Source organism: Heliomarina baculiformis (genome assembly GCF_019966545.1).
In the GTDB taxonomy this organism is placed as follows: Bacteria; Pseudomonadota; Alphaproteobacteria; order Rhodobacterales; family Rhodobacteraceae; genus Heliomarina; species Heliomarina baculiformis.
Window position 1 is genome coordinate 210,692 of the sequence record NZ_JAIMIC010000006.1, and the last position, 15,607, is coordinate 226,298.

Consider the following 15,607-nt stretch of genomic DNA (forward strand, 5'->3'; position numbering starts at 1 on the left):
ATGTCATGCGCGTATTCTGCTGTTGTCGGCGTCCCAAACGGCAGTATGCGGCTGCACGATGGCCCGGTATTTTTGCCCGTAGATTTCGACGTCGATCTCTGTGCCAGGCGCGGCCAGATCGGCACGGATCATACCCAGCGCCAGCGAGGACCCGACCCGATAGCCCCAGCCGCCCGATGTGGTTTCGCCTACGATTTCATCCTCGTGCCAGAGCATCGACATATAGGGGGCGTCTGCCTCACCGGCTTCGACCTTAAGCGCCACAAAACGCCGCTTTGCCCCTGCTTCTCTTTCTGCCGAAAGTGCGGCCTTGCCCGGGAAATCGGGTTTGGCGAAATCGATAAAACGTTCAAGACCTGCCTCAAGAAGCGTGTAATCCGTCGACAGATCGCCCTTCCACGCACGATACCCCTTTTCAATGCGAAGGGAGCCGAGCGCGCACATGCCGAAAGGTATCGCCCCTGCACCCGTGACCGCATCCCAAATGGCCGGCGCGGCCTCATTGGCGCAATGGATTTCCCACCCCAGTTCGCCGGCGAAGGACACCCGCAAGAAGACGACGCGATGCCCGGCGACCTCGGCCTCCTGATAAGACAACCACGGCAGTGACAGATCCGCATCGGTCAGTCCGGACAGGATTTCGCGCGATTTCGGACCTGTTACCAGCAAACAGTCATATTTGTCGGACCGATCTTGTACAGATAGTGTACCGGGGGTGCCACGCTCCAAAAGCTCTTTGTCATGCCATTGCGCTACAGCCGCAGTGATCAGCCAGATCTGCTCGTCGCTGTGCGGGATGACCGACATTTCCGTCACGACCCGCCCGCGATCATCCGCGAAATAGGCCAGCCCCACCCGTCCCGGGTGCGGCAGGCGCGAAGCCGTCAGGCCATCCACGTAATCGCGCGCTCCCGGCCCCTCGACGGAAAGCCGGGTAAAGCCTGAAATGGCGATCACACCGCAACCATCCCGAACCGCTTCGCATTCTTCGCGGATGCGTTGTTCCCACGGGCCGGGGCGGTTCCATGTATGGGTTGATTCATCACGCAGATCGTCACCGGGTTTCGCGAACCATTCTGCGCGCTCCCAGCCGTTGTAGCTGCCAAATACCGCGCCCGCGTCTTTCAGACGTGAGTGCAGTGTGGAAAGCCTTTTTCCCCGTCCGGCGGGCCAATCACGACGCGGGAAATGCATATCGTATTCAAAGCCATAGACCTCAAGTCCCTTGGCGATGCAGTGATCGCGGTCGGCATAGGCAGTGAACCGGCGCGGATCGCAAGACCACATGTCCCATTCGGTTCGGCCTTGCGTAACCCATTCGGCGAGCACCTTGCCCGCGCCACCGGCCTGCGCGATGCCGAAAGTAAAGACACAGGCCTCGAAAGCATTTGGCACGCCCGGCATCGGTCCGATCAAAGGCAGGCCGTCGGGCGTATAAGGTATGGGTCCATTGATGACCTTGTTGACCCCGACCGACCCCAATAGCGGCACCCGCGCCATTGCATCCTCGATGTACCATTCAAGCCGATCCAGATCGTCCGGATATAGCTGGAACGAGAAATCTTCCGGCATAGGATCAGCGGCATCCACCCAATGCGCCCGACCCTTACGCTCATAGGGACCAAGGTTGAAACCGGCCTTTTCCTGCCGCAGGTAATAGGAACTGTCGACGTCCCGCAGCAGGGGCAGCTTGTGTCCCGTCTCCCGGCTCCATTCGGCCAGCTCTGGGATTTCTTCGGTCAGAAGATACTGGTGACTCATCACCATCATTGGCAGGTCTCGACCGCCGAACGGTTTGAACCAGTCGGCGACGCGGGACGCGTAGTAACCCGCTGCATTCACGACATATTCGCAGCGGATCTCGCCCTTTTGTGTTTCGACGATCCAGCTTTCTTCCTCGCGCCGAACGCCTGTCGCCGCGCAGAACCTTTCGATCCGCGCCCCCATGTCACGCGCGCCTTTCGCCAGCGCCTGCGTCAACTGCGACGGGTCTATGTCGCCGTCGTTCGGATCATAAAGCGCGCCCTTGAGATCATGGGTTTCGACAAAGGGGTAACGGGCGCGCAGTTCATCGACAGAAAGGATCTCCAGATCCATCCCCTGCGACCGCCCCATGCTACGGGCACGTTCGAATTCCTGCATGCGCTGTTCGGAGTGAGCGAGCCGCACCGACCCCGTCACATGGTAATTCATCGGATAATCGACATCCGCGCCCAGCCCTCGGTACAGCTCGGTCGAATAGCGCTGCATATTCATGACTGACCACGAGGTTGAAAACGTCGGCACGTTTCCGGCTGCATGCCATGTCGATCCGGCGGTCAGCTCGTTCTTTTCGAGCAGTACGCAATCGGTCCAGCCTGCTTTCGCAAGATGATAGAGCGCCGATGCGCCGACCGCGCCACCGCCAATGATAACCACGCGGGCCTGTGTAGGAAATTCGGCCATGCTCCCTCCTAACTCGACTGCGGCAGGCCATCGGCCAGATCATAATAGTCGCCCTTGTCAGCGACAAAGATATGGCGACCGATCTTTACGTCGGTCGGGGCCGAAAGCGCGCCCATCGACACGGAAATCTTGTCTTCGTCCTCCGGGTTCCAGAACAGGAAGCAGCCGCAGGTGCCGCAGAATCCGCGCTGCACATTCGGGCTTGATTGATACCAGACAGGGCCCGCCACGCTTTGAAAGGTCAAAGCGGACTTGGGGATGTGTGTTGACGACCAGCAATATCCGGTCTGCCTCCGGCACTGTGTACAATGACAGACCGACGGTTCCGCCAGATCGCCGGTAATGGTAAAGGCCACCTCGCCGCAATTGCAGGTGCCATTATGCTTCTTTCCCGTCATCTGTTGCTCCTGTCGCGTCAATAGACCGGCGGCGCGATGACCCATATCGCGCAGGCGGTTTCATCATAGGGATTGATCCATTCAAAGGGTTCCCCCCGGATGCGAAAGCTGTCGCCGGGTCGGATCGTGAATTTCCGGCCAGAGATAATCAGGTCAAGCTTACCGGAGAGGAGATAGGCAACTTCCTGAGTCGGTCGCTGCACCACTTCGCCGATGCGGGAATGTGGCTCAAAGGTAGAATGCACCATCTCGAAATCATCGGTGAGATCGGGCGACAAAAGCTCTTCGACAAGACCCGCCTCATTGGAACCGATAGGACGGCGCGACTCCTGTCGTACCACGTATCCGGCCTCCCCCGCAGGGGCAGGCGAGTGACCAAAGAGCATCGATACGGATACATCCAGTCGCGCCGCAATGTGTCGAAGGTCAGTGATCGATGGTTCGGAGAGGTCGCGCTCGACCTGGCTTAGCCAACCGACCGAGCGGTTCAGATCCGAGGCAAGCTCCGCCAGCGTTACACCCCTTGCCTTGCGCAGGGCCCGAAGGTCGGCGCCAAGGGAAGCAGGCTGGTCAGGCTGGTGAATCATGGCGGGCTCGTCGTGAAAAATCTCTCGATAATTTCACCGTGGCTCAGACTCGTGAAAAAAGAAAGAAAAATTTCACGAAGCTACCGACAATACGCTGTGTGAGTCGATCGAGCTGACCGATTGCAGAAATATTCATCTTTAGCGATGATCATCCGGTGTCAGGACTTCACATCGTCAGGATGTGGGTGCCCCCGAACCTACAGGACAGGTTATGTGTCTCACTGCGGAAATGCTGGCAATATTCCTGAATCTGCTGAACCCGCAGATGGTAAACACGAGTGCCGGAATCATCACTGTCTCGGCGACAACGCAGGAAACTGTCTGGGTCCAGCAGGGCGACCGATGGTGTACGCCCGCCAAAAATCAATGACGGGCACCGTGTCAGGTCGCGAAAACCTCGCGCAGGATGGCCGACAGACCATCGGCGTCACGCTGCGTGAACGCGGCCGGCTGATCGCTGTCTATATCGAAAACCGCGATCAATTCGCCGGTGGCGTTGAAAACCGGAATAACAATCTCAGACCGGGTCGAGCTTGCACAGGCGATGTGATCGGGAAAACTGTGCACATCCGCGACGAGCTGCACGGACCTTTCGCGCGCCGCCGCACCGCAGACACCACGAGAAAAGGGGATCTGCAGGCAGCCGTGCCCGCCCTGATAGGGGCCGATCTTGAGCATTTCGGGTCCCGTCACGCGATAGAACCCGGTCCAGTCAAACCTGGAATCCGCGTGATGCACCTCGCACACCACCGTCGCCATAAGGGCAACATCTTCAGTTTCGCCCTCGGTCAAAGCGCGTATCGTGCGTGACAAGGCGGAATAATCGAGCTGAACGTCCTCAGTTACTGCAACCGACATGTCAGTTCCGTTCTATCGCGATTGCTGTACCTTCACCGCCACCGATGCAGATCGCGGCGATACCGCGTTTAAGATCGCGCTTTTCCATCGCGTTCAGCAGCGTCACGATGATCCTTGCACCGGAAGCGCCAATCGGGTGCCCCAGCGCGCAGGCGCCGCCATTCACGTTTACGATGTCTCGCGATAGGCCCATTTCCTGCATGAAAGCCATCGGCACGACCGCGAAGGCTTCGTTCACCTCCCAAAGGTCCACATCGTCTTTCGACCAGCCGATCTTGTTAAGTAGTTTCTGGGCGGCAAAAACCGGAGCGGTGGTGAACAGGCCCGGTGCCTGTGCGTGGCTTGAATGACCAAGAATACGCGCCCGAACCGGGAGACCGCGGGCATCCGCGACTTCCTTCGAAGACAAGACAAGCGCCGCCGCCCCGTCGGAGATGGAGGAAGAGTTCGCCGCCGTCACTGTGCCGTCCTTGCGAAAGGCAGGCTTCAGCATAGGGATCTTTTCGGGGCGTGCCTTTCCGGGCTGCTCATCGCGGGTAATGATCTCTTCGCCCGTGCGGGCATGGATCTTTACCGGAGCGATCTCATCGTCGAATGCCCCGTTACGTTCGGCATCCAGTGCGTTATCGAGCGATCCGATGGCATACTGATCCTGAGCCTCACGCGTAAACTGGTAGGTTTCGGCGCAATCCTCGGCGAAGGTCCCCATCAGGCGGCCCTTGTCATAGGCGTCCTCAAGACCGTCGAGAAACATGTGGTCGACCACCTGCTGGTGGCCGATCCGCGCCCCGCTGCGCATCTTTGGCAGGAGATACGGCGCGTTGCTCATGCTCTCCATACCGCCGGTAATCATCACCTCGTTATGCCCAAGCGCTATCTGATCGAAGCCCATCATGGTGCTGCGCATGCCGGAACCGCACATCTTGTTGAGCGTCGTGGCAGGCACCTCTTCACCCAGTCCCGCATGAAATCCTGCCTGCCGGGCCGGTGCCTGCCCCTGCCCCGCTGGCAGGACGCAGCCCATCAGCACCTCGTCTACCGTCTGTACGCCTGCGCCTTTCAGCGCGGCCTTGATGGCGACACCCCCAAGTTCAGAGGCCGACACCCCGTCAAATACGCCTTGGAATCCCCCCATCGGCGTGCGCGACGCACCGGAAATGACAACTTCTTTCATGGTGAGTTCCTCCCTGTATTTGACCCTGAATACCGAAAAGTAAGGATTGCCGTCTAGCCTTGTCGTCGAGAGTGAGTGCAAGGACTTTGTCAATGAACCTTACCAGTACGGTGAAAGACGGATCGCAGATCATCACTGTGAACGCCAGCAGGATCGACGCCGCCATTGCGATCCGCTTTAAGGAGGACATGCATGGCATGACCCGAACCGGGCCAGACAGGATCATACTCGACCTGACATCCGTGGATTTCATCGACTCAAGCGGACTTGGCGCCATAGTCGCCGCAATGAAAAACCTTGAGCCTCATCGCCGCATCGACCTTGCAGGTCTCAACCCGTCGGTAGACAAGGTCTTTCGGCTGACCCGCATGGACACTGTTTTCAAACTCTATCCGACTCTCGATGGCGCATTTGAACCTCAGGAAGGTTGATCCCCTGCACGGTCATGACGCTCACAGCCTCGATTCAGGCGGCGATATGATAAAAGGGACGCGTTGCTTTCACGCGACGACCCATGCCGTAAGGTCCGGCGTATGTGCGGTGATTGACGATCTGGCAGGTGAGGGCCTTGCCTCACCTCACCTTGAAACCGTCGAAATCGTTTTGGCCGAAGTGATCAACAACATCGTTGAGCACGCCTATGGGCGAGACGGCGAATTCCTGACCGACAAATCCTGCATGGTCCGGGTCTCCTATGACCTCTCCGCCAATGCCTTAGCGCTCACAATAGTCGATCATGGACGGCCATTTCCAGGCGCTGAACTGCCCCCGGGGTGCACCCTTTCCCCAGATATGGACAGAACAGAGCTTCCCGAGGGGGGATTCGGATGGCGGATCATCCGTGAGCTGACCGTCGAGCAATCCTACCTTCGGGACCCGGACGAGAATACCTTACAATTGCGGTTCGAATTTGCCTGAAATCCTATCGAAGGGTGGTAAGCAGGCACTCTCGAATGAATCATAAACCCCTAAAAACATACAACTTTACGTGCCGCAAAAGCGCCCCAATCCCTCCTAACTGCTGCCCGAAACAACGGTCATAAAGGGCCTGTAGCTGCATATGGCTTCCCTCGGCGCTGCGTTATTATAGCCCCCACCCAGTGCGTGGCGTCGAGGACTTCCCCCCAACATCAGATTGGCTTTCAAAACGACTGGCTCTAGGGTCACGCCAATCAATAAGGGGACAACCATGCGCGATTTTCAGAAACCCGGCCGATCCACCGTTTTAGCGACGAACGGAATGTGCGCCACGTCACATCCCCTTGCAGCGCAGACCGCTATCGAAACCCTCAAAAAAGGTGGGAACGCGATGGATGCCGCCATCGCCGGTGCTGTCTTGCTAGGCATTTGCGAACCGCAGATGACCGGGATCGGCGGCGATTGTTTCGTTCTTTATTCTCCCGCCGGAAGCAATGAAATCAAAGCGTTGAACGGCTCGGGTCGGGCGCCAGCCAAGGCTGACGCCGCCGATCTCCGTGCCGCAGGCAATCTCAGCGTGCCCGTCTATAACGCCCACGCCGTTACCATTCCCGGCGCGATCGACGCTTTCTGTCATCTGTCCGAAACCGTCGGCAAGCTTGGCATGGACAGCCTGCTTGCACCCGCAATCCATTACGCCGAGGAAGGTGTTCCGGTAGCGCCCCGGGTGGCTTTCGATTGGGTGGGAGACAGCGAAGTGCTGCAGGGCAAGGCGCGCGACTTGTACCTGATAGATGGCAAAGCACCTGGCGCGGGTCAGAGCTTTCGCGCGCCGGGTCAGGCCCAGGTTCTTAGGCAGGTGGCGAAAAAGGGCCGCGATGCGTTTTACACGGGCGAAATCGCGCAGGACATGGTCGACAGCCTCAAGGAACTTGGCGGCGTTCACGAGATGGAGGATTTTGCCTCCACCGCGTGCTCTCCAACGGTGCCGGTATGCGGAGCCTATGGCGGCGTGGATCTCGTAGAACACGCGCCAAACGGACAGGGCGCTACGGCTATCCTTTTGCTGAACGTCCTGTCACACTTCGATATCGCGAACATGGATCCCTTCGGCGCAGAACGCATCCATGTCGAAGCCGAAGCAAGCAAACTGGCGTATGACGCGCGGAACCGTTTCCTTGCCGATGCGGATTACGTCACCCGCCTTGAGCATATGCTTGCACCCGAGACTGCAGCCGCGCTCGCAGCCCTGATCGATGCGAACAAGGCAATGCCCGCCGCGGCACCCCTGACCGAATCTGTCCACAAGGACACGATCTATATTACCGTTGTCGACAATGACGGCATGGCAGTGTCGCTGATCTACTCGATCTTTCACGGATTCGGATCGGGCATCGCGTCGGACAAGTTCGGTATCCTGCTGCAGAACCGCGGCGCCGGGTTCACGCTGGAACAAGGTCATCCAAACGAGCTGAAAGGCGGCAAGCGCCCGATGCACACGATCATCCCGGCAATGCTGCGCGAAGGCGGGAGAGCCACAACACCTTTCGGTGTCATGGGCGGCGCCTATCAGCCGACCGGGCATGCGCGGTTTGTCAGCAACCGGCAGGATTTCGGCATGGACCTGCAAGCCGCGCTGGATGCGCCCCGCGCCTTTTCATACGAAGGCGTACTGGAAGTCGAATCGGGCTATGGCGACGATGTTCGTGCCGAACTCGCGGCAAAAGGCCATAATGTCACTGTCCCCGAAACCGCACTGGGTGGGGCTCAGGCCATCCATATCGGATCGGACGGCGTACTGTCAGGGGCGAGCGATCCCCGCAAGGACGGGTGCGCTCTCGGGTATTGAGACTTAATTCAGGTTGAAATGCAGCGGGTAGATGCCATCCTGAAACGGACCAAACATGTCCGGGATGTCAGGGTGGTCTACCGGCTCGCCAGAATAGTCGGCGACAAGGTTCTGTTCGGACACATAGGCCACGTAATAGCTTTGATCGTTCTCGGCCAAGAGGTGATAAAAAGGTTGCGCCTTTTTCGGCCGGGCGTCTTCGGGGATCGCCTGGTACCAGTCTTCGGTGTTTGAAAATTCGGGATCAACGTCAAATACCACGCCCCGAAACGGGTGCTTTTTGTGGCGCACGACCTGGCCTAGATTGTATTTTGCGCGCTTCGTCAACATCATAAAACTGCCCCTAAAAGCTCGATATTAGCCGTTTCGACCCCGATTTGTCCAATGCTTGGAGCCTCGTTTAGCGAAACAGTTTGTGAATACCATCTCGACAGTGGGCGGCGTTGTGATGATCCGGGAAGCAAAGGTCAAGGCCTGTATCCCGCCTCTGTCTTTTGGCACCGAAAGTGATTTGCCTGTGTCGCTTGTTGCTGTAGGATTGCGCAAAAAAGGCAAGAGGCAGATGAGCAGAACTCTTTGCGTGATGATCATGGCGCTGATGCTGGCGTCCTGCGGCGGAGGATATTCCTCGCCGCCGAGCAATATGGATAACGCCTGCGCCATCGCGCGTGAGCGTCCGAAATACGTGCGCGCATTCAAGGCTACCGAAAGGCGCTGGGGTGTTCCGGTGGCGGTGCAGATGGCGACGATCTATCAGGAGAGCCGTTTCAGGGGCGATGCACGCACGCCCTATCGCTATGCGCTTGGTATCATCCCCATGGGACGCCAAAGCAGCGCCTATGGCTATAGCCAGGCTCTGGACGGCACTTGGGACGATTACAAGAAATCCACCGGCAAACGGCGAGCCAAGCGGGACAAGATGCGCGATGCGTCGGATTTCATCGGCTGGTACATGAATGAGAGCAAACGCAAAGTCGGCATTTCCCTGACCGACGCCCGCAACCAGTATCTGGCCTATCACGAAGGTCATACCGGCTTCTCGCGCGGAACCTACAACTCCAAGAGCTGGCTCATGCGCGTGGCCGCGGACGTCGAAGCACGTGCGATCCTGTATGAATCGCAGCTTTCGCGGTGCAGAGCTTTCTGATCAGCGCCTGTTCCCGCCTCGCCCGATCTGGGTATTGAAAAGGTTATCGCTGAGCGAAACACCCGTCGTCATGCCGTCCAGAACGACGGCAGTACGATCACCCAGTTCGTTCGTGACCACCCATTGACGAAGCGTCACCGGGTCGCGCGAGAATTTGAGATCGATGAATCCGTATTCGGGATTTTCCGGGTCCTGCGCCCGGACAACGGTAAACTCATCCTCTTGCCCGTAGCCCACAACCATGTCCGCCCGCGAAAGATCCACATTGCGTTGAAGGATGATCGACAGCGGCGTGCGCCTGAGCGGGTAGGTTTCCGGAGCTTGGTTCGACTTTTCGTCGCGCACAAGAACCGTACCGCCCCCGGCCAGTACAAGGCCTTTGTTGGGCGGGTCGTATTCGAACCGCATTCGACCCGGGCGTTTGACGTAAAGCCGCCCGGTCGAACGAGAGCCGTTCTCGTTATATTGCGTAAACGTGCTTTCCCCGGTCGTAAGCCTGTTCAGATAGGCAGAAATCTCCGCAAGAGGAATGCGATTGTCCTGCGCAATGGCAGGGGCGGCGAGCACCGACAGCAGGGCAGCGGCGGCGAATTGGCGTCTATTCATCATGGGATATGAGATAGGTGCCCGGCCAGGAAAATCCAAAGGGCGCGGGGCACAAAATCGCTCGTCTGATAAAGAAAGGCCGGGGCTTAACCCGACCTTTGCCTTACTGCTGTTCAGGCACCAGAATTTCACGTTTGCCAACGTGGTTGGCGGGCGAAACCAGCCCCTCTTCTTCCATCTGCTCAACCAGCCGCGCGGCCTTGTTATAGCCGATGGCCAGCTTGCGCTGGATGTAGGAGGTCGAACACTTGCGGTCCTTGATGACGATCTGCACGGCTGTATCGTACAGCGCGTCTTCGCTGTCGGTATTGCCACCGAGTCCGAGAACCGCGTCGATATCGCTGGATTTGTCCTCATCCGGCCCTTCGAGCACGGTGTTGATGTAATCCGGCGGACCGTAAGCCTTGAGGTTGTTCACCACTTCTTCGACCTCTTCGTCCGAAACGAAAGGACCATGGCAACGGGTGATTCGAGCACCGCCAGCCATGTAGAGCATGTCACCCATACCCAGAAGCTGTTCGGCCCCCATCTCGCCAAGGATCGTACGGCTGTCGATCTTCGATGTGACCTGGAAAGAAATCCGGGTGGGGAAGTTCGCCTTGATCGTACCGGTGATCACGTCGACCGACGGTCGCTGCGTCGCCATGATCAGGTGGATACCCGACGCACGGGCCATCTGGGCAAGACGCTGGATGCAGGCTTCGATTTCCTTGCCCGCGACCATCATCAGGTCTGCCATCTCGTCTACGATCACCACGATAAAGGGCATCGCTTCGGGCGCGAATTCCTCCGTCTCGAACACGGGTTCGCCGGTATCATCGTCGAACCCGGTCTGAACCGTGCGGCTGAACATCTCGCCTTTTGCCAGCGCGTCGCGTACCCGGCCGTTGTAGCCTTCGATGTTCCGCACGCCCATCTTGGACATCTTGCGGTAACGATCTTCCATTTCGCCGACGACCCATTTCAGCGCGACGACAGCCTTCTTGGGGTCGGTCACAACGGGGCTCAGCAGGTGCGGGATGCCGTCGTAGACGGAAAGTTCCAGCATCTTGGGGTCGATCATGATCAACCGGCATTCCTCGGGCGTCAGTTTGTAAAGCAGCGACAGGATCATCGTGTTGATCGCCACCGACTTACCTGAACCGGTCGTACCAGCAATGAGCAGGTGAGGCATCTTGGCAAGGTTCGCGACGATGGGATCGCCGCCGATATTCTTGCCAAGCGCCAGCGGCAGGCTTTGGTTGCTGTCGCCGAAATCGCGGGAGGCGAGGATTTCGCGCAGCACCACTTTTTCGCGGTTATCATTGGGCAGTTCGATACCGATGACCGAGCGCCCGGGAACGGTGGAAACACGCGCAGACAGCGCCATCATCGAACGAGCGATGTCATCGGACAGACCGATCACGCGGCTGGCCTTGAGACCCGGCGCGGGTTCGAGTTCATACATCGTGACGACAGGACCGGGACGGACGCTGACAATCTCCCCTTTGACCCCATAGTCGTCGAGCACGTTTTCCAGCATGCGCGCGTTCTCTTCCAGCGCCTCGTCGCTGAGGTGGTGACGTTGCACCGTGGCCGGATCGGTCAAAAGACTGAGGGGCGGCAATTCATAGGCCGTTTCGGATTCATCGAATGCCAGTGCGGGCTGCGCCTCGGCAACCGCGCGACGTGAAGGGGCCGGGGACTTGCGCAGAGGGTTCATCACTACTTTGCGCGGTTCGGCAGTCGGAATGGCCGGGCGCTGCGGCTCTGGTTCGGAAAGCGGCAAGCCCGCGTCTTCGACGATCGCCTCTTCCGGTTCTTCCCAGACGGGTTCGTCGTAATGGCTTTCGCTCACAGGCGCTGCGGTAAGCGGCGGCTCGGCCCGAGCACCACCTGTGAGAGGCGGCTCGGCGCGCAGCGCGTTCCCGCCACTACGGTTCAAGACGAGCGGTTCGGGACGGCGGCCTCGACCCTTGGTCAGGGGCAGGTCCGGATCGGGTTCGGGCTCGACAGGCAGGCCAGCCTGCTTGCGGGATTTAACCACGTCCGCGATCTTGGCGCGGATTCGGTCATCGCCCTGATAGACGTCTTCGTCATCATATTCAGGCGGCTCCTGTTCGATCAGTTCCGGCATCGGTTCCGCGCGACGGATCAGGCCGGGCATGCGCGACAGGAAACCACCACGTTCTTGCTCGGGCTCGGAAACGATTTCGATTGGTTCGAATCCTTTGACCGGCGCGGAAATCTTGTGTGCCTGCGCAGCGTCTGCACGGGCCAGCCGCTGTTCACTACGCTTTTCGGCCAGTCGATTGCGCTGATTGGCAAGAGAGACAGCCGCGCCTTGTGCGCCACGGCCCAGCAGGTTCATCAACGCGGCATAGCCCATGATCAGCCCGATCAACGAGAAACGCAGACCGCGCGACATTTCGGCCTTGGTAAAGCCCAGAACGAAACCGCCAAGCCCGAGCATGGCAATCGCCATCAGCAGGGACATCAGTTTGACCATCAGATGCGAGCCAACCGGCAGTAGAGTCAGCACCGCCCCCATGACCGTATCGCCGAACATGCCGCCCAATCCAAAACTGTGAGTGGCGCGCCATGTATCACCGGGCAGCAAAGTCGCGGCATAGACCGACGTCACGGCAATCGCGATGGGTGCAAAAATCAGACGGGCGGGCGCACGATCTTCGCCACTGTGAAAGGCAAAACGAAGTCCCCAGACAAGGAACACCAGCGCGATGCTCCAGCTTCCCCAGCCGACGATCATGAACAGCGGGGCGGCAATGGAGGCGCCCAACCGGCCCATCCAGTTCTGCACCGGTGCATCGGTCGAAACCATCCAGTTGGGGTCATCCGGCGTGTAGGATCCAATCATCGCAGCTGCCGCGATCCCGAGACAGATCAGGGCAATCCCGATGAGCTCCTTGCCGCGTTTCTCGATAGCCGCCTGCATATCGCTGTCCAATAGCGGATCCCGACTGCGTGATTGGTATGCCATGCCTGTCCTCGATCTTTGTTTTAATACAAGCAGTCGCGCAAAGTGATCAGAGCGCGCTGCATGTTTTCTTTTGGGGCCACCATCGCGACCCGGATGAATTTCTCGCCCGGGTTCGCCCCCGGTTCGCCCTGCGAAAGATAAGCTCCGGGCAACACCCGCACCCCGGTTTCCTTCCACAGGCGCAATGCCGCTTCTTCGCCGTTTTCCACAGGAAGCCACAGAAAGAACCCGGCCTCGGGCCCCTTGTAGCCCGGGATATCGGCAAACACCTCGTCCGCGACTACGTATTTCTCCTGATAGAGACGTCGGTTTTCCTGCACATGCGCCTCATCTGACCAGACAGCGGCGGCGGCCGCTTGCAGCGGTCCGGGCAGCGGTGCCCCCGTATAAGCCCGAAGCTGCTTCATCGCGGCGATGCATTTGGGCCCACCGACGGCAAAGCCGGAACGAAGCCCCGGCAGGTTGGATCGCTTTGAGAGTGAATGAAACGACACGACCCGTTCGGGGTCGGCGCCCATCTCTCTGGCTACCTCAAGCGCACCGGGTGGGGGTGTATCGCGATAGATCTCGCAATAGCATTCGTCCGCGAAGATGCGGAAATCATACTGCTCGGCCAGCGAGATCAGATTTTCCCAATATTCGCGGCTTGCCACGGTGCCCTGCGGATTCGCCGGAGAGCAGATATAGGCGATCGTGGTGCGATCCAGCACTTCGGCCGAAAGCTTCGAGTAGTCAGGCAGATGGCCGGTTTCTTCCGTGCAGGGCATGAACACCGGCTCGGCCCCGACAGAAATCGCTGCAACCATATAGACCTGATAGAACGGGTTGGGCGTCAGAACGACCGGTTTGCGCCCGTTCTTCAGCTCAGGACACAGCGCCATGGCCGCGTTGTAAAGCCCCTCGCGGGTGCCATTCAACGCCAACAGATTTTGATCCGGATCGACGCGCACCGAATAGCGACGCTCGAGCCAATCCGCGAATGCACCGCGCAGCGCGTCCGTTCCTTCGTTCTGCGGATAGTTGTTAAATTGCGATGCGTTTTCGACGATGACGTCCGTAACCCATTGAGGAAACGGATGTTTCGGCTCGCCGATTGTCATGTGCACTATGCTGCCGCCGGGCGCGTGCGCGTCCAGCAAGCTCCGCAAACGCGGAAACGCATAAGCCGGTAGGTTCGAAAACCGCTCGGGAAAATCCATAATGTCGCCTCAAGGTCGGGATCATAACGCCCCGTTTTGAAGCAAGTTACCGCCCCCCTGCCCTTGCGTCCAGACCAACTGAGAGATGAGAGGCGATTTGTGGTTTTTATGTGTTACTCAATGCCACCTCGGCTGCCGCGCCCAGCCTGAGCAGCGCCGCTTCACAGTTGGGCTGTACCTGCATCATAAGCCCGCAGCTCGGCGTGCCCGTCGGCAGCGTCAGGGAACAAAGGCCCAGCAAGTTCCCCATGCGCGTATTGCGAAGCGCCAGCAGGTTCGCCTTGACGTAGTAATCGCCATCGTTTTGCAACCGTTCGAGGTTGGACGGCATCAGCGGGCTGCTCGGAAGGATCACCGCGTCATAACCGGCGGAAACCGCCTGATACGCCTTGCGGATCGCCTTGAGCCGCAGCCAGCCCGACGTGAAGTCCGCCGCCGAAAACTCGGCACCCGCGCGGAACCGCGTCCGAATCTCGGAAAACATCAGCTTGGGGTTTTCCTCGATCTTGTCGCGCCAGATGCCATAGGCCTCGCCGCAATACAGAACGGCGGTCAGCGACAGCGCCTCGGCAATTTCGGGAAATTCAAGCGTTTCAACCGTGGCACCCGCTGCTTTCAGTCGTTCGACGCTCGCCTCAAAGGCGGCGCGTGGCTGATCCTCGACGTCATCAAGGGCGACTGAACCCATTATCGCAAACCGGCGACCTTCAAGCGATGCGCCCCGCAGATCGGGAGCCTTGCCGCCGCCCATCGCGCTCAGCAAAAGGGCCGCATCCTCGACACTTCGTGTCAGTGGACCAACGGTATCAAAGCTGTAGATCAGCGGGACGACACCTTCGAGACTCAGAACGTCCGAGGTGGTCTTGAGACCGACAAGATCGTTCCATGCCGCCGGCACCCGGACAGATCCGCCGGTATCCGATCCGATTCCCGCGGCGGCCAGACCAAAGGCTACCGATGTGGCCGCGCCCGAGGAAGAGCCGCCAGCTACTGCTGCATGATCGTTCACGCAGGGCGAGGTTTGCGTGATCGGATTGTACCCGAGCCCCGAAAAGGCCAGTTCGCTCATATGCGTTTTTCCAAGGCAGACCAGCCCCGCCTGTGTCGCACGCTCGAGGACATGCGCGTCGCTGTCCGGCACACGGCCCTTGAGCAGGGCGGAGCCTGCTTCGGTCACGACGCCTGCCGTGTCGAACAGGTCTTTCCAGCTGATCGGCACACCGTCAAGCGGCGACAGGCGCAGCCCTGCTTTGGCCCGATCCGCCGCGGCCTGAGCTTCGGCCAGTGCGCGTTCGCGGGTTAGACGGGCGTAGATGCGGTCGCGGAATTCGTGACCTTCGATGGCGTCCAGGTAGGTCTCGGCCAAGGCGACCGGGTCGATCTCTCCTTTTTCGATGCCACGCCCAATATCAGCCGCCGTCATGCTCAGCCAGTTCTGCATTCCAC

The 15,607-nt window shown here is 59.2% G+C and carries 14 protein-coding genes; 4 read left to right on the forward strand and 10 right to left on the reverse strand.

The genetic code is table 11. The features are described from left to right. Positions 1–3: 3 nt before the first annotated feature. The 5 genes from MF268_RS15320 to MF268_RS15340 form a co-directional block, all read right to left on the reverse strand. Positions 4–2,445, reverse strand: a complete 2,442-nt coding sequence (locus MF268_RS15320) for a GcvT family protein (RefSeq protein ID WP_238371741.1) — start codon at positions 2,443–2,445, stop codon at positions 4–6. Positions 2,446–2,453: 8 nt separating this feature from the next. Then, positions 2,454–2,843: a GFA family protein gene (locus tag MF268_RS15325; protein WP_238371742.1), complete on the reverse strand. Its 390-nt coding sequence runs from the start codon at positions 2,841–2,843 to the stop codon at positions 2,454–2,456. Between the two features lie 17 nt (positions 2,844–2,860). After that, the gene (locus tag MF268_RS15330; RefSeq protein WP_238371743.1) at positions 2,861–3,430 is read right to left on the reverse strand and encodes a helix-turn-helix domain-containing protein; all 570 of its coding nucleotides are present in this window, start codon (positions 3,428–3,430) and stop codon (positions 2,861–2,863) included. Positions 3,431–3,811: 381 nt separating this feature from the next. Continuing rightward, a complete protein-coding gene (locus MF268_RS15335; protein ID WP_238371744.1) occupies positions 3,812–4,288 on the reverse strand; it encodes a GAF domain-containing protein in 477 nt (158 codons plus the stop codon). 1 nt (position 4,289) lies between these two features. Continuing rightward, positions 4,290–5,462 (reverse strand): thiolase family protein, encoded by a 1,173-nt coding sequence (locus tag MF268_RS15340; protein WP_238371745.1) that lies wholly within the window; start codon positions 5,460–5,462, stop codon positions 4,290–4,292. A gap of 92 nt (positions 5,463–5,554) precedes the next feature. On the opposite strand from MF268_RS15340, the gene MF268_RS15345 reads away from it, so the two are divergent. The 3 genes from MF268_RS15345 (at position 5,555) to MF268_RS15355 (ending at position 8,229) form a co-directional block, all read left to right on the forward strand. Then, on the forward strand, positions 5,555–5,893 hold the full coding sequence (locus MF268_RS15345; protein ID WP_088632999.1) for an STAS domain-containing protein: 339 nt from the start codon (positions 5,555–5,557) through the stop codon (positions 5,891–5,893). A gap of 46 nt (positions 5,894–5,939) precedes the next feature. Beyond that, positions 5,940–6,380: an ATP-binding protein gene (locus tag MF268_RS15350; protein WP_238371746.1), complete on the forward strand. Its 441-nt coding sequence runs from the start codon at positions 5,940–5,942 to the stop codon at positions 6,378–6,380. Between the two features lie 271 nt (positions 6,381–6,651). Then, positions 6,652–8,229, forward strand: coding sequence for a gamma-glutamyltransferase family protein (locus MF268_RS15355; protein WP_238371747.1), 1,578 nt, complete (start codon positions 6,652–6,654; stop codon positions 8,227–8,229). Between the two features lie 3 nt (positions 8,230–8,232). Here MF268_RS15355 and hspQ read toward each other — a convergent pair whose 3' ends face one another. Continuing rightward, positions 8,233–8,559: a heat shock protein HspQ gene (hspQ, locus tag MF268_RS15360; RefSeq protein ID WP_088633195.1), complete on the reverse strand. Its 327-nt coding sequence runs from the start codon at positions 8,557–8,559 to the stop codon at positions 8,233–8,235. Between the two features lie 232 nt (positions 8,560–8,791). Between hspQ and MF268_RS15365 the strand changes: the two genes are divergently transcribed. Then, a complete protein-coding gene (locus tag MF268_RS15365) occupies positions 8,792–9,376 on the forward strand; it encodes a transglycosylase SLT domain-containing protein (protein WP_238371748.1) in 585 nt (194 codons plus the stop codon). Here MF268_RS15365 and MF268_RS15370 read toward each other — a convergent pair whose 3' ends face one another. The 4 genes from MF268_RS15370 to MF268_RS15385 form a co-directional block, all read right to left on the reverse strand. Further along, complete coding sequence (locus tag MF268_RS15370) at positions 9,377–9,985, reverse strand: LolA family protein (RefSeq protein ID WP_238371749.1); 609 nt, start codon at positions 9,983–9,985, stop codon at positions 9,377–9,379. A gap of 100 nt (positions 9,986–10,085) precedes the next feature. Then, the gene (locus MF268_RS15375; protein WP_238371750.1) at positions 10,086–12,962 is read right to left on the reverse strand and encodes a DNA translocase FtsK; all 2,877 of its coding nucleotides are present in this window, start codon (positions 12,960–12,962) and stop codon (positions 10,086–10,088) included. 20 nt (positions 12,963–12,982) lie between these two features. Beyond that, the gene (locus MF268_RS15380) at positions 12,983–14,161 is read right to left on the reverse strand and encodes an aminotransferase class I/II-fold pyridoxal phosphate-dependent enzyme (protein WP_238371751.1); all 1,179 of its coding nucleotides are present in this window, start codon (positions 14,159–14,161) and stop codon (positions 12,983–12,985) included. 106 nt (positions 14,162–14,267) lie between these two features. Beyond that, positions 14,268–15,602 carry an amidase gene (locus MF268_RS15385; protein WP_238371752.1) on the reverse strand — a complete coding sequence of 445 codons (1,335 nt, stop codon included), beginning with the start codon at positions 15,600–15,602 and terminating at the stop codon, positions 14,268–14,270. Positions 15,603–15,607 lie beyond the last annotated feature (5 nt).

What these genes read in the sequence shown, in the direction of transcription:
- MF268_RS15320 (WP_238371741.1), bottom strand. Translation starts at nt 2,445, where the DNA reads ATGGCCGAATTTCCTACACAGGCCCGCGTGGTTATCATTGGCGGTGGC.
- MF268_RS15325 (WP_238371742.1), bottom strand. Translation starts at nt 2,843, where the DNA reads ATGACGGGAAAGAAGCATAATGGCACCTGCAATTGCGGCGAGGTGGCC.
- MF268_RS15330 (WP_238371743.1), bottom strand. Translation starts at nt 3,430, where the DNA reads ATGATTCACCAGCCTGACCAGCCTGCTTCCCTTGGCGCCGACCTTCGG.
- MF268_RS15335 (WP_238371744.1), bottom strand. Translation starts at nt 4,288, where the DNA reads ATGTCGGTTGCAGTAACTGAGGACGTTCAGCTCGATTATTCCGCCTTG.
- MF268_RS15340 (WP_238371745.1), bottom strand. Translation starts at nt 5,462, where the DNA reads ATGAAAGAAGTTGTCATTTCCGGTGCGTCGCGCACGCCGATGGGGGGA.
- MF268_RS15345 (WP_088632999.1), top strand. Translation starts at nt 5,555, where the DNA reads ATGAACCTTACCAGTACGGTGAAAGACGGATCGCAGATCATCACTGTG.
- MF268_RS15350 (WP_238371746.1), top strand. Translation starts at nt 5,940, where the DNA reads ATGATAAAAGGGACGCGTTGCTTTCACGCGACGACCCATGCCGTAAGG.
- MF268_RS15355 (WP_238371747.1), top strand. Translation starts at nt 6,652, where the DNA reads ATGCGCGATTTTCAGAAACCCGGCCGATCCACCGTTTTAGCGACGAAC.
- hspQ (WP_088633195.1), bottom strand. Translation starts at nt 8,559, where the DNA reads ATGTTGACGAAGCGCGCAAAATACAATCTAGGCCAGGTCGTGCGCCAC.
- MF268_RS15365 (WP_238371748.1), top strand. Translation starts at nt 8,792, where the DNA reads ATGAGCAGAACTCTTTGCGTGATGATCATGGCGCTGATGCTGGCGTCC.
- MF268_RS15370 (WP_238371749.1), bottom strand. Translation starts at nt 9,985, where the DNA reads ATGATGAATAGACGCCAATTCGCCGCCGCTGCCCTGCTGTCGGTGCTC.
- MF268_RS15375 (WP_238371750.1), bottom strand. Translation starts at nt 12,962, where the DNA reads ATGGCATACCAATCACGCAGTCGGGATCCGCTATTGGACAGCGATATG.
- MF268_RS15380 (WP_238371751.1), bottom strand. Translation starts at nt 14,161, where the DNA reads ATGGATTTTCCCGAGCGGTTTTCGAACCTACCGGCTTATGCGTTTCCG.
- MF268_RS15385 (WP_238371752.1), bottom strand. Translation starts at nt 15,602, where the DNA reads ATGCAGAACTGGCTGAGCATGACGGCGGCTGATATTGGGCGTGGCATC.